The sequence below is a fragment of the Psychrobacillus sp. FSL H8-0483 genome (assembly GCF_038637725.1).
Classification (GTDB): domain Bacteria; phylum Bacillota; class Bacilli; order Bacillales_A; family Planococcaceae; genus Psychrobacillus.
On record NZ_CP152052.1, the window covers coordinates 1492751 to 1507621 of the forward strand.

Below are 14871 nucleotides of genomic sequence, written 5' to 3' on the forward strand. Positions count from 1 at the left end.
TGGAAAAGGACCATCTCTCAGTCAATGTATGACTTTAGGGACAGCCCCATAAAGAAAATCCAGGCAATGGTGTAGAACTCGTTTAGTTCTATAAGCTTTCCAAAGCACCTATACATAGAGAGCCTAGTGTGTTAGCACCATTTTATTAAGCAATTGTGTGATGTTAAGGAATACTCATCTAGCAATATATTTCCTTGGATTGTGAGATTAGGAAGATTATTTAATGTATAATTAGGATAGTTAGTTAATTTTTGGTAGTAACCATTTTATTAGTAGAAGAGGGGGAACTTTATGAGAAACGAAAAGGTTTTATCATTAGTAAATGTATCGAAAAGCTTTGGTAATAAAAAAGTATTGAATGGGGTCAATTTAGATGTGTATAAAGGTCAAATCATTGGCTATATTGGACCAAATGGTGCCGGTAAAAGTACTACCGTTAAATTAATGCTAGGTTTAATAGAAGGCTATAGTGGCCTTATTGAAATTTTTGGGGAAAACATCATCAAAAGTGATTATGCTTATAAAAAGAGAATCGGCTATGTACCTGAAACAGCAGAACTATATGAAAATTTAACGGCTTTTGAATATCTGGCCTTTACAGGAGAGTTGTACGGTTTAACAAGTGAGGATGCGGAGAAAAAAGCGTATGAATTGATGAAAGAATTTGGTTTGGAAGCTGCATTTCATCAACGACTATCTTCTTTTTCAAAAGGGATGAAGCAAAAAGTATTAATTATTTCTAGTTTGCTGCATGATCCAGATTTATTGTTTTATGATGAGCCACTAAGTGGACTTGATGCAAATAGTGTGATGGTCATTAAAGAAATACTTGCTCAGCTTGCAAAACGTGGAAAGACAATCTTTTATTCCTCTCATATAATGGACGTAGTTGAGAAGATTAGTAATCGAATCGTTTTATTGGTAGACGGCCAAGTAGTAGCAGATGGAACTTTCGAAGAACTAAAAATGCAAAATAAAGAGGGATCACTAGAGGGCATTTTCAATCAATTAACAGGTTTTACTGAGCATGAACAAATTGCGGAGAGGTTTGTCGACCTAGTTAGCGAGGGACATAACAATGGATGATTTTATTTCTCTTCGAATATTAGATCGTTTTAAAGGCGTTTTTCACAAGTTAAATATCGACTATGCCGTTATGAGGAAGATTCTTCAGTTGAAACTTACTATGGATGGTAGAAGAATGCCAGCTATTTTCAGTGGGTCTAAGGTAAAAAAAGAAGGAAATCAGTTTCTAAAATCATTGTGGTTGTACGCTTTTTTTGGACTTCTCTTTTTGACGCCTCTTCTATTTTTAGGAAATGAGTTTCTTTTTTCACTTTCTATTATGTTTAGCGCTTTATTTATTATATTAATGACATCTATGGTTTCTGATTTCTCAGCAGTCTTACTTGATATCCGGGATAAAAATATTCTCCATCCTAAGCCTATTAGCGGAAAAACATTAAATGCAGCGAAAATCGTTCATATTCTGATTTATATGATTCTCTTAACAGGCTCATTTGTAGCAGTCCCTTTCATTGTAAGTATATTTAAGCATGGTATTGTATTTGCGCTCATATTTTTAATAGAAGTTATTCTCATTAGCAGTTTAGCTGTTGTATTAACTGCCTTTATCTATTTATTTATACTTCGATTCTTTAGTGGAGAAAAGCTAAAGGACATTATCAACTATGTGCAAATTATATTAGCAATCGGAATGGCGATTAGTTATCAACTAATCGGTCGTGTATTTGAAATTATTAATATAGAGATTTCATACACCTTTGCTTGGTGGCATATCGCATTACCTCCTATTTGGTTTGCTGCCCCGTTTGAATTGATTCTAAATAAAGATTTCTCTACTCATATTATTGTGTTATCTCTGCTTGCTTTGTTAATTCCAATTATTTCGATTGTACTTTATATTCGACTGATGCCAGCTTTTGAAAGAAATCTATCGAAATTGCAAAGTGATGCCAATAGAAAGAAAAAGAGGAATCGTAAAATCGAGGAGTTTTGGGCGAAGATTTTATGTAGAACGAAAGAAGAACGAACTTTTTATAAGTTTTCTTCTCTCATGTTAAAGGAAGAGAGAGAAATAAAACTAAAAATGTATCCACTGTTAGGCTTTGCGTTTATCTTTCCTTTCATATTTTTGTTTAATAACATAAGAATGGATTCATATGAAGAAGTGATAAAAGGAAATTCATATATGGTTATCTATTTTGGCTTAATAATGATTCCTTCTGTTGTTCAAATGCTCCAGTTCTCTGGTAACTATAAAGGACAATGGATTTTCTATGCGGCTCCTATTCGACATAAAGGACTTGTATATAGCGCAACTTTAAAAGCAAGTATCATTAATTTCTTCATTCCGATTTTACTCTTATTAAGTGTGATATTTCTTTGGATGTTTTCTGTACGAATTTTACTTGATTTGTTTGTTATATTGCTTGTCGCAATAGTTCTGACGCTTATTTCCTTTTTGCTAATTGATAAAGACGTTTATCCTTTTACTCATTCACACGAGCATACGCAAGATGGTAGCACTTTAAAGGTTTTTGGAAGTATGTTAATAGTTGGTTTATTAGCGGGGGTGCATTTTGTGGCTTTGATACTCCCATACGGACTAGTTGTATATGCAATAATCCTTCTTCTTGGACTTATTATCGGGTGGAAAGTGACTTTTTCGAAAAGGTGAGGAAGGAGATGGAAGTATGAAAATCCATACAGAAGATGATATATGTAGATGGATAAAAGCAGATGAATGGATGATGGACTTACTAAAGGCTGCAAAAACATTGGATCTCCCGGATTGGTGGATTTGCGCCGGGTTTGTCCGTTCGAAAATTTGGGATGTGTTACATGATATTGATGAGAGAACCCCAATAGCAGATATTGATGTGATTTATTTTGATCCTACTAACACAAATGAATTAGTGGAAAAGAAATTAGAAGAACAACTACAAAGACGGATGCCTAATATTCCTTGGTCTGTGAAAAATCAAGCAAGGATGCATGTAATAAACAATCTCCCAGCCTATTCCTCTGCAGTTGATGGCATAGCTAATTTCCCAGAGACGGTGACAGCGCTAGGGGTGAAGTTAGACAAAGAAGACAATCTACTATTGACTGCCCCACATGGAATAGAGGATGTCATACATTTTCATGTAAACCCAACACCTAGCTTTCGGATAAATACAGAATTAACAGCTATTTACGAGGAACGAATATTAAAAAAAAATTGGGCAACTATTTGGACAAAGCTTAATATTAAATTTCCAGATGGGGTGAATGAATGAAAAGAATTTTGATTTTATTTACTTTAAGCCTACTATTATTATCTTTATCTGCTTGTAATGAGGAAAATACACTTGCAGGAGCTGAGTTATCAGAACGAGATCAATTATTAATTTCTAGTGTAAGTGATCAATCCTTTGTATTTGATTTTCAGACTGGTGAGGAATTTAAACAAATCACTGTATGGGTGGATAAATATGAATTCGGAGAACTCGTGGATGAGAAAATTATCGAGATGACAACGGATATTGAACATAATGGAACGATTATTTTTACAAATTCTCCAATACCAGATGAACGAAATGAGACGATTTTTACTATAAGCGTCTCAAGTGAAAAAGGGTCAAGTAGTAGTAGAGTGGTGCAAAAGTTTAAAGCACCAGAACAAAGTACATGGGGAAGTAATCAGATGAAAAATATTCCGCTTGAGGAGACTGCGACTTTAGCCAGTATTTCGTATGCAAACGGACAGGGAATGAGTTCACTTTCTTCCGATTTTTATACAAATTTGGATAAGCACTTAAATGAAATCAAAGAATATGATGTGGTATATGTACTCAAAAGTGAATTTCATAAATAATAACACGAAAGAGGTATCTCAAATAAGATAGCTCTTTTGTTATGGCAAAATAATCCTGTACAAGACAAAACAATACCTGAACCACACAATCGGTACATGAAATACAAACAGAAAACGACAAATTAAGTAAAATATCCTCTTATTCGATTCATGTAACCCGCAAACGCTAAGTACGCAAAGAATTTTCTAAAGAGATGAACCGATTGGGCTAATGGTGCATATGATGTTATGACTTGAATACAAGGAGGAAAAAAATGAAACACTTACGACAAATAGTGACAAAAGCTGTTGTGGCTAAAGGGAAAAAGAGAACGGAATCCCGCGAAATTCTTCGACCACCAAATGCGCCATCTAGTATTTTAGGCTGCTGGGTTATTAATCACACTTGTTCGTCCAAGAAAGTTGGGAAATACGTAGAAGTAACTGGAAAATTTGATATCAACGTTTGGTACGCACATCATGACCATTCCAAAACATCTGTTTTTACGGAAACTATTAATTACAAAGACAGAATAAGATTACATTACCGCGATAAAGATTCTACTGGTGGAGAAGTACATGTTCGTGTTATTCAACAGCCAAATTGTACGGAAGCAATTATTATCGCCCATGGAACGCAATTCCAGGTAACGGTAGAAAGAGAGCTACTTGCAGAAGTAGTTGGCGAAACAACCGTAGTTATTCAAGTGCATGATACAGAATTTGAAGAAGAATGGGCAATTAATGAAGAAAGCTCTTCTAGTTCTTCTAGTTCCTCTAGTTCATCAAGCTCCTCTAACGATCAACACGGTTCCTCATCACTTTAACAAAGCCGGCCAGTTCTTCCGGCTTTTTTTTTATGTAAATTTGTTATAATAGCTATAGAGTTAAGAAGAGAGAAGGATAGAACATGACAACACATACTCCAATGATGCAACAATACTTAAATATTAAAAAAGACTACATAGATGCTTTTTTATTTTTCCGTTTAGGTGATTTTTATGAGTTATTCCATGATGATGCTGTAAAAGCAGCTTCTATATTGGAAATAACCCTAACGAGCAGAAAGGATAACATTCCTATGTGTGGTGTACCGCACCATGCTGCACAGAACTACATTGAAACACTTATTAGTAAGGGCCATAAAGTGGCCATCTGTGAGCAAGTGGAGGATCCAAAGGAAGCTAAAGGTGTTGTGAAAAGGGAAGTAGTACGTCTCGTAACGCCTGGAACGCTAATTGAAGGAAAAGCAATGCACAATAAAACCAATTACTATATCGCTTCTGCTGATTTAATTTCTTCCAATGAAGTGGCTTTTTCCTATTTAGACGTTTCAACAGGAGATGGTTTTACTACGATAATAAATGGAGACGAGAAAGAGGTCGTACAGGAATTATTGTCACTACAAGCAAAAGAATTAATAGTAAGTGATCAAATGTATGTATTGATTAATGATACATCTGCCATGCATGATTTTACATTATCAATTGAACAAGAAGAGTTAAGTGATCATGAGACGGCAAAATATGTGGAAAATCATCCGATTGAAACGCATCGAACAGTAAAACGTTTATTACAATACATTCAAAAAACACAAAAACGTTCTTTGTTGCATATACAGCCTTTTACATTTCAACAAAGAGATTCCTTTTTGGCAATGGACTATCATTCCAAAAGAAATTTAGAGCTGATTTCTTCCATTCGAAATGCCGATCAAAAAGGTACATTATTATGGTTACTCGATGAAACAGTAACTGCCATGGGAGGACGAAAACTAAAGCAATGGATTCACCAACCGCTAGCAAATAAAAAAGCGATTGAAGCACGCTTAGAAATAGTCACCAGTTTTTTAGATGATTTTATGTTAAGAGAAGAAATAAAAGAATCATTTAAAGAAGTGTATGACTTAGAACGATTAGTCGGAAGAATTGGTTTTGGTAGTGCAGGGGGAAGAGACCTTGCCCAACTTAGACAATCACTATCTAAAATTCCATTTATTAAACAGCTTTTATTGGAGTCGACCAATGACGCATTACAAGCATTAGGCGAAGCGATAGAAGATTGTGAAGATATTTGGAGAAAGTTAGAAGAAGCGATAAGTGAAAATCCACCAATTGCAGTTAAAGATGGTGGAGTGATTAACAATGGTTATCATGCTCGCTTAGATCAACTTCGAGATGCATCAGTCAACGGGAAAAAGTGGATTGCGGAACTGGAGCAAAAGGAAAGAGAGCTTACAGGATCGAAAAACTTAAAAATAGGGTATAACAGAGTATTCGGCTATTATATAGAGTTAACAAAATCCAATATCCATTTTGCGGATGAAGCAAGATATGTGAGAAAACAAACACTTGCAAATGCGGAACGCTATATTACAGACGAATTAAAAGAAAAAGAATCCCTTATTCTTTCAGCCGAAGACGAAAGTTTAGTATTAGAATACGAGTTGTTTACACAATTAAGAGAAGAAATTAAAGCCTATATTCCTCGTGTACAACGATTAGCTAAACAAATAAGTGAGCTAGATGTGTATATAGCATTTGCACAAGTATCGGAAAACCACAGACTTACAAAACCTGAATTCCATGAAACAAATGCGATGATTATTAAAGAAGGAAGACATCCTGTCGTTGAAAAGATGATGAACAATCAACTTTACGTACCAAATGACTGCGTTTTAACAGAAGAGGAAAATATGCTTCTAATTACTGGACCTAATATGTCAGGTAAAAGTACTTTCATGAGACAAGTCGCAATAACAGTCATCATGGCTCAAATTGGTTGCTATGTACCAGCAGAATCTGCAACTTTACCAATTGTCGATAAAATATTTACTCGAATCGGTGCTGCTGATGATTTAGCCGGTGGACAAAGTACGTTCATGATTGAAATGATGGAATCACAGCATGCAATTACAAATGCAACAAGTAAAAGCTTGCTTCTTTTTGATGAAATTGGGCGTGGGACTTCTACTTATGATGGGATGAGTTTAGCACAAGCGATGATGGAATATATTCATGACAATATTGGGGCAAACACCCTATTCTCTACTCATTATCATGAGTTAACTGATTTGGAACAAACGCTATCTAAATTACGTAATGTACATGTTTCCGCTACAGAAAAAGATGGTAAAGTCGTATTCCTTCACAAATTAAAGGATGGCCCAGCAGATAAAAGCTATGGGATACATGTTGCTGAGCTTGCCCAACTTCCAGAAGAAATTATTACAAGAGCACGAGAAATACTAGAAACGTTTGAACTGCAGGAGAAAAAAGAACCTAGCCAAGATCAAGTAAATGATACACAATTGTCATTCTTTGATGAACAGATAATACAGCCAGTCGAACCTAAAGTAGAGATAAACAAGTCAGCTGAAAAAATAGCGAAGAAGCTAAAAAAAATAAATATATCAGGGACAACTCCACTCGAAGCATTACAGCTATTATATGAGCTGCAAAACGAACTAGAATAACCTAAAAAGCAGGTGAACAACATTGGGACAAATCATCGTAATGGACGAGCTTCTATCCAATAAGATTGCGGCGGGAGAAGTAGTAGAGCGCCCGGCCTCTGTCGTAAAAGAGCTAGTAGAAAATGCAATTGATGCGGAAAGTACATCAATTGAAATTATATTAGAAGAAGCTGGTTTAGCAAAAATACAAGTGACCGATAATGGAAAAGGAATGGACGAGGAAGATGCTGTTCAATCCTTTGCTAGACATGCCACATCGAAAATCACAACCGAGCATGATCTATTTAGAATCCGTTCTTTAGGATTCCGTGGGGAGGCACTTGCGTCTATTGCTTCTGTTTCCAAGATCAGTTTATGGACATCAGACGGTAAAAATATGGGAACGAAAGTGGAACTGGAAGGTGGGAGAGTACTTTCTTGTACACCTGCTCCTATTCGAAGAGGAACCGATATTGTCGTAAAGCAGTTGTTTTTTAATACACCTGCACGCTTAAAGTATTTAAAAACAATCCAAACAGAGCTAGGTCATACAATTGATTTGATTAACAGATTGGCACTGAGTTTTCCATCTATTGCATTTAAGCTTACGCACAATAACCAAACCATTATTCAAACAAGTGGAAGAGGAGATTTAAGACAGGTTCTAGCTTCTATTTATGGCGTATCCAACGTGAAAAAAATGGTTGCTTTCGAAAAAGAGTCCTCTGATTTTCATATTACCGGATTTGCGACACTACCAGAGATTACGCGTGCTTCGAAAAATTATATGACGATACTTGTCAATGGACGCTGGGTAAAACATTATGGATTAAATAATGCGATTGTGGATGCTTATCACACATTACTTCCTATTGGCAGATATCCGATCGTTGTTTTAAACATTGAAACAGATCCAATGTTGACGGATGTGAATGTGCACCCCGCAAAGCATCAAATTAGGTTAAGCAAAGAAAAGGAGCTAATGGAACTTGTAAGACAAACCATTCGTTCCATTATGCACCGGGTGCAACAACCTCCTAAAGTTACCGAAAAACCTGTAGAAAAAAAACAACCAAGTGTGCAATTTGATTTCTTTAAACAAACCTATCAGGTACCAGAACCGCCGAGTATTCCAAGTATTGTAGAACCTGTGCAATCAACGATTGTCTACGAAGAGAGAGAACCCCTTCAAGAAGAAGCGCTTGTTGAAGATTATGTAGAATTTGTGGAAGAAATTGTAGAGGAAAAAAAGCCGTTTCCGGATTTACATGTAGTAGGACAAATTCATGGAACATATATTGTTGCGCAAAGCAATGATGGTTTTTATCTCATTGACCAGCATGCAGCACAAGAACGCATAAAATATGAATTTTATAAGGAAAAAGTAGGCGAAGTGAATGCAGGTGAACGACAGGCTCTATTACTTCCACTTACGTTCCACTATTCGTTAGACGAAGCGTACCGAATCAAAGAATCGATAGAAGAATTAATAGATGTCGGTATATTTTTAGAGGAGTTTGGCACCTCCAGTTTCGTAGTAAGAGAGCATCCAACTTGGTTTCCAAAAGGGCATGAAACAAAAATTATTGAAAGTTTAATCGAACAAGTACTAACGAACCGAAAAACAGACATTAAAAAGCTAAGAGAAGAAGCGGCTATTATGATGAGCTGTAAACTATCCATAAAAGCTAATCACTATTTGACAACAAGGGATATGGAGCAGCTACTAGAAAGTTTAAAAAATGCGAAGCATCCATTAACTTGTCCACATGGTCGACCAGTTATCGTTCATTTTTCTTCGTATGAAGTAGAGAAGATGTTTAAACGAGTTATGTAGGAGGGGTCTTATGGGAGAATATATTTTATCGATCGATCAAGGTACGACCAGTTCAAGGGCTATTTTATTTGATAAGGCTGGCAATATTGTTCATTCGGCGCAAAAAGAATTCATACAATATTTCCCGAAATCAGGCTGGGTGGAGCATGATGCAATGGAAATTTGGGGATCTGTGCTATCCGTTTTAGCTTCTGTGTTAACGGAAAGTGGGAATCAGCCAGAGAACGTGCATGCCATTGGAATTACAAATCAGCGTGAAACAACGGTTGTATGGAACAAAAAAACAGGGAAACCGGTATATAACGCTATTGTCTGGCAGTCTAGGCAAACGCAATCTATTATTGAAGAACTAAAAAAAGAAAAACTAGAAACCTTTTTTAAGGAAAAGACAGGGTTAATGCTTGACCCATACTTTTCTGCTACTAAGGTAAAGTGGATTTTAGACAATGTGGAAGGTGCTCAGGAGCAAGCCGAGGCGGGTGATTTACTTTTTGGTACGATCGACACTTGGCTGATTTGGAAATTATCTAATGGGAAGGCACATGTAACGGATTATTCTAATGCTTCGAGAACCATGCTTTATAACATATATGATCAGCAATGGGACAAAGAAATTTGTAACAAGCTCAACATTCCTATGAACATGTTACCAAAAGTTGCTTCCTCTTCGGAAGTATATGCGCAAACGGACCCTTCCGTCTTTTTCGGGAAAGAAATAGATATTGCAGGTGCAGCTGGTGATCAGCAAGCAGCTCTATTTGGTCAGTGTTGTTTTGAAAAAGGGATGGCTAAAAATACGTATGGAACGGGCTGTTTTATGTTGCTCAACACGGGAGAGGAAGCCGTTACATCGCCATCTGGTTTATTGACAACGATTGCATGGGGTATAAATGGAAAAGTAACCTATGCACTAGAAGGAAGTGTTTTTGTTGCAGGGTCTGCCATCCAGTGGTTACGAGATGGGCTGCGTATGGTAAAACATGCAGCCGAATCAGAGAACTATGCAAAAAAAGTGGACTCTACGGAAGGTGTTTATATCGTCCCAGCATTCGTAGGACTCGGAACACCTTATTGGGATTCAGATGCAAGAGGAGCTATATTCGGCTTGTCTCGTGGGACTACTAAAGAACATTTCATACGTGCCACATTAGAATCACTTGCCTATCAAACGAAAGATGTTCTTGATACGATGGTGGAGGATTCAGGAGTTCATGTAGAAGTCCTTCGTGTGGACGGTGGAGCAGTGAGCAATGAATTTCTTATGCAATTCCAAAGTGATATGCTTCAGTTACCTATAGAACTTGCAAAGCTCAACGAAACAACAGCGTTAGGAGCAGCTTTTTTAGCAGGTCTCACAACTGGCTTTTGGAAAGATGAACAAGAGCTTTCCGATTTGCGAGAAAGTCAAAAACTGTATGAACCAAAGATGGATGTCCATAATCGAAATAAATTATACAAAGGTTGGACGAAAGCAGTAGAAGCAACTAGAGTTTTCAAACTTATAGATGAAGAGGTGGAGTAAATGAAGTCTTCTGTGGAAAGAGAACAAATCTTAAATACATTAAATTATTATGAGTTTGATGTCCTAGTAATTGGCGGAGGTATTACTGGTGCAGGTATAGCACTAGATGCAGCTACTCGAGGGATGTCAGTAGCATTGGTGGAGATGCAGGATTTTGCTGCAGGGACTTCCAGTAGGTCAACCAAACTTGTGCATGGTGGACTTCGTTATTTAAAGCAACTCGATGTGAAAGTGGTAGCTGAAGTTGGGAAAGAACGAGAACTTGTGTATGAAAATGCAGTTCATGTGACGGAGCCGATGTGGATGCTGCTACCTTTTCACAAAAAGGGTACATTTGGAAAATTAAGCACATCTGCAGGTTTGAGGATTTATGATTTTCTTGCTGGTGTAAAAAAAGAAGAACGTCGTCATATGCTTTCTCCAGAAGAAACAAGCCAAAAAGAGCCGCTTGTAAAAACGAAAGACCTCTTAGGAGGAGGCTACTACGTAGAATATCGGACTGACGATGCAAGGCTGACGATTGAAATAATTAAAAAAGCAATTGAAAAAGGCGCGGTATGTTTGAATTATGCGAGAGCAAGATCCTTTATGTATAACGACCAAAATAAAGTAATTGGCGCAGAAGTTGTAGATACTATCAACAATAAACGGATTAACATTCATGCTAAAAAAGTTGTCAATGCAACTGGGCCATGGGTGGATGGGGTACGCGCATTAGATTCAATTGAAAATAAGAAAAAATTAAAACTAACAAAAGGTGTACATATTGTACTAGATCAGGATGTCTTCCCGCTTAGACAAGCAATTTATTTCGATACACCAGATAAACGCATGGTATTTGCTATTCCTCGCAATGGAAAAGCATATATTGGAACGACAGATACTTTTTTCGAGGGGAATATTAAAAACCCTGTAGCAACACATAAGGACGTAGATTACTTATTAGATGCAATTCACTATATGTTCCCACAAGTTCAAGTGTCGAAAGAACATGTGGAGTCTACTTGGGCGGGTGTTCGGCCATTAATTTATGAAGAGGGCAAAGATCCATCGGAAATTTCTCGGAAGGACGAAATTTGGCAGTCTGAAGCAGGTTTATTTACAATAGCTGGTGGTAAATTAACGGGCTATCGTAAAATGGCCGAGACAATTGTAGATAAAATCTCCAAACAATTAGGCGAGGAAAAGTATGGACCTTGCGTGACTAAGCATCTAACTCTTTCTGGTGGAGATTTAGGTGGATCCAATCAATTCGAAGCTTTTATAGCGATGAAAGAACAGATTGCACCTTCTTACGGATTAACAAGAGAAGAAGGCAGAAGATTAGCGAAATTTTATGGAACAAATGTAGATAAAGTATTTCAATACGCGCATATCCTAGGAACGGTTCCATCAAATTTACCATTAAGTCTGCTAGCGCAAATTTATTACGCGGTTCATGATGAGATGACCTATTCTCCTGTCGACTTCTTAGTTAGAAGAACAGGAATGCTTTATTTCCAGATTGATCAATTTAAACTGTATAAAGACGATGTGTTAAAAGTTATGAAGCAACTACTAAACTATACGGAAGAAGAAACAGCTTCCCTTCAAAAACAACTGGATATATGTTTAGTGGATGCTACTTTATCTGAAAGCGGGGACATTCTTTGAAAATAATCTTAGAAGGCAAAATGTCTGATAGTCACCTTATTCATATCGTACAGTATGAACCGGAACAAGCACCGATCGGACATGTACATCTCTTGCATGGAATGGCCGAGCATATCGATCGCTACGATGAATTTGCACAGTTTTTAGTTGGAAAAGGATTTATAGTAAGTGGTCATGATCATCGTGGTCATAGAAAAACTGCCGAGAAAAACGGACAATTAGGCTATTTTGCTGACGAAGATGGATTTAATCGAGTAACGGAGGATGTTCGAGAAGTATTAGGGCTAGTTCGAGAAAATATGCATGATATTCCGCTTATTTTATTTGGTCATAGCATGGGATCCTTTATTGCTCGAAGATATATGCAAAAATACAGTGACTCCCTATCGAAGGCCGTAATTTGCGGTACAACATTTAGCCCTGGACTGATGGGGGATGTGGGTACGATTATTGGGAAAATCGCTACTAGATTACAATCTCCTCAAACAGAGAGTGCTTTACTAAATCAGCTTGCTTTTGGAGGCTTCAATAAAAAGTTTAAAGATGCTAAAACAGAATTTGATTGGCTAAGTAGCGATGAAGAAGTAGTGAAGAAATATATAGACGATCCGAAGTGTGGCTTCGTACCTTCCAATAGGTTTTACACCGATTTGTTTGGTGGATTAAAAACAATTCATCAAGAAGTAGAAATAAATAAAATTAGAAAAGATTTACCGGTCTTTCTGATAAGTGGAATAAAAGATCCAGTAGGGAAAGATGGAAAAGATATTTTTAAGGTAGCGAAGGGTTTGAAAAAAGCTGGTATGCAAAATGTAACCGTACAATTAATAGAAGATGCAAGACATGAAATCTTAAATGAAGTAAATAAGCAGCAAACATTTGATGTAATCGCAAATTGGATGATGAAAGATGAATAACAAACCTGCAGTAATAGCGATTGTAGGACCAACCGCTGTTGGAAAAACTGCTTTAAGTATAGAGCTTGCAAAAGCATGTAACGGTGAAATTATTAATGGTGATTCTATGCAAATTTATCGGGAGCTCTCCATAGGAACAGCTAAAATAATGGAGGAAGAAATGGATGGAATTCCTCATCATTTATTAGATATTAAAGATCCTACCGATAGTTTTTCCGTTGCGGAGTACCAAAAGCTCGTACGTGATAAAATTGAAGACATCGCTTCTAGAGGAAAACTGCCGATTATTGTCGGTGGAACAGGCCTCTACATTCAATCGGTATTATATGACTTTCGTTTTACAGAGCAGCAAAAAACGGATGACAAAATCATCGAAGAACTGGAGAAACTATCTCCTGAAGAACTGTATGCTCGATTGGAAAAGAGCGATCCAGAAGCTGCACAAGAAATTCATCCCAATAATGTGCAACGTATTGTACGTGCAATTGAACGAGTCGAGCTTACCGGTAAACAAAAAAACGAGATCGAACAGAATCAAGGGCATGAAAGGGTATACCCGCATTATATAATTGGGCTTTCCATCGATCGGGACATTTTATACGAGCGTATTAATAAACGAGTCGACATAATGATGGAAAAAGGGTTGCTCGATGAAGTGAAGCGACTTCATGCAAATGGGATACGTGATGTTCAAGCTATTCAAGCAATTGGATATAAAGAAATTTATGCCTATTTAGATGGGGACATCTCTTTAGAAACGGCTATTGAAAAGCTAAAACAAAATTCTAGAAGATATGCCAAACGTCAACTAACTTATTTCCGCAATAAAATGGACATTCATTGGTACAATCCATTTTTAGATTCGGAAAGAATTATAAAAGAAATTATTGGATATTTGCAGGATAATAAATAATTATAGCGAATAGTTAAGAGGAAGAGAATATTTTTACAGGCAAAATGTAAATTGGGGGTATTGGAATGAAACCTATGAATATTCAAGACAATTATTTAAATCAGTTAAGAAAGAATGACATTTTTGTAACCGTCTATTTATTAAATGGCTTCCAGTTAAAAGGGTGTGTGAAGTCATACGATAATTTTACAGTTCTTTTTGAGTCAGATGGAAAGCAACAGTTAATATACAAGCATGCAATTTCCACATTTGCTCCATCAAAACCAGTAAAATTAACAGAAGAATAAGTTCGATAAATTGACAGATTAACTAGCTCCTATTATGCTTTGAAGGACTAAACATGAAGTGGAGAGTTAAAAAATGAATGTTATAACAACAGATGAACTTTTGCAAAAAATAGATGCTGGAGAAAATATTAGCATCATCGATGTACGTGAAAGTGATGAAGTAGCAACTGGTATAGTTCCAGGAGCAAAACACATTGCACTTGGTCAAGTAGAAGCAAGTATGGATCAACTGGATAAATCCGTTCCTCATTACATCATTTGTAAAGCCGGTGGTCGCAGTGCTATGGCTTGCGAAATTTTAGAGGAAAATGGCTATAATGTAACAAACGTTGCTGGTGGAATGATGAGCTGGGAAGGCGAGTTACAATTTTAATAGAGAAGGGCTAATTTCATTCATTTGAGATTAGTCTTTTCTATTTGCAATTTGGA

General features: G+C 36.7%; 13 protein-coding genes. All 13 read left to right on the forward strand.

Features of this window, described 5'->3' with window-relative positions; all coding sequences use genetic code 11:
• The first annotated feature begins 291 nt into the window (after nt 1-291).
• Complete coding sequence (locus tag MHB48_RS06890) at nt 292-1086, forward strand: ABC transporter ATP-binding protein (protein ID WP_342600764.1); 795 nt, start codon at nt 292-294, stop codon at nt 1084-1086.
• Complete coding sequence (locus tag MHB48_RS06895; protein WP_342600765.1) at nt 1079-2701, forward strand: hypothetical protein; 1623 nt, start codon at nt 1079-1081, stop codon at nt 2699-2701. Before MHB48_RS06890 ends, MHB48_RS06895 begins: the two co-directional genes overlap by 8 nt.
• Before the next feature lie 16 nt (nt 2702-2717).
• On the forward strand, nt 2718-3302 hold the full coding sequence (locus tag MHB48_RS06900) for a nucleotidyltransferase family protein (RefSeq protein ID WP_342600766.1): 585 nt from the start codon (nt 2718-2720) through the stop codon (nt 3300-3302).
• Nucleotides 3299-3880, forward strand: coding sequence for a hypothetical protein (locus MHB48_RS06905; protein WP_342600767.1), 582 nt, complete (start codon nt 3299-3301; stop codon nt 3878-3880). Before MHB48_RS06900 ends, MHB48_RS06905 begins: the two co-directional genes overlap by 4 nt.
• Before the next feature lie 254 nt (nt 3881-4134).
• Nucleotides 4135-4686 (forward strand): outer spore coat protein CotE, encoded by a 552-nt coding sequence (gene cotE, locus MHB48_RS06910; protein ID WP_342600768.1) that lies wholly within the window; start codon nt 4135-4137, stop codon nt 4684-4686.
• 83 nt (nt 4687-4769) lie between these two features.
• Nucleotides 4770-7334 (forward strand): DNA mismatch repair protein MutS, encoded by a 2565-nt coding sequence (gene mutS / locus MHB48_RS06915; protein WP_342600769.1) that lies wholly within the window; start codon nt 4770-4772, stop codon nt 7332-7334.
• A 22-nt stretch (nt 7335-7356) separates the two neighbouring features.
• Nucleotides 7357-9150, forward strand: coding sequence for a DNA mismatch repair endonuclease MutL (mutL, locus tag MHB48_RS06920; RefSeq protein ID WP_342600770.1), 1794 nt, complete (start codon nt 7357-7359; stop codon nt 9148-9150).
• Nucleotides 9151-9160: 10 nt separating this feature from the next.
• Nucleotides 9161-10672: a glycerol kinase GlpK gene (gene glpK / locus MHB48_RS06925; protein WP_342600771.1), complete on the forward strand. Its 1512-nt coding sequence runs from the start codon at nt 9161-9163 to the stop codon at nt 10670-10672.
• Nucleotides 10673-12325 (forward strand): glycerol-3-phosphate dehydrogenase/oxidase, encoded by a 1653-nt coding sequence (locus MHB48_RS06930; RefSeq protein ID WP_342600772.1) that lies wholly within the window; start codon nt 10673-10675, stop codon nt 12323-12325.
• A complete protein-coding gene (locus MHB48_RS06935) occupies nt 12322-13242 on the forward strand; it encodes an alpha/beta hydrolase (RefSeq protein WP_342600773.1) in 921 nt (306 codons plus the stop codon). Before MHB48_RS06930 ends, MHB48_RS06935 begins: the two co-directional genes overlap by 4 nt.
• On the forward strand, nt 13235-14155 hold the full coding sequence (gene miaA, locus MHB48_RS06940; RefSeq protein WP_342600774.1) for a tRNA (adenosine(37)-N6)-dimethylallyltransferase MiaA: 921 nt from the start codon (nt 13235-13237) through the stop codon (nt 14153-14155). Before MHB48_RS06935 ends, miaA begins: the two co-directional genes overlap by 8 nt.
• Nucleotides 14156-14220: 65 nt before the next feature.
• The gene (hfq, locus tag MHB48_RS06945) at nt 14221-14442 is read left to right on the forward strand and encodes an RNA chaperone Hfq (RefSeq protein ID WP_340919347.1); all 222 of its coding nucleotides are present in this window, start codon (nt 14221-14223) and stop codon (nt 14440-14442) included.
• A gap of 73 nt (nt 14443-14515) precedes the next feature.
• Nucleotides 14516-14815 (forward strand): rhodanese-like domain-containing protein, encoded by a 300-nt coding sequence (locus MHB48_RS06950; protein ID WP_342600775.1) that lies wholly within the window; start codon nt 14516-14518, stop codon nt 14813-14815.
• Nucleotides 14816-14871 lie beyond the last annotated feature (56 nt).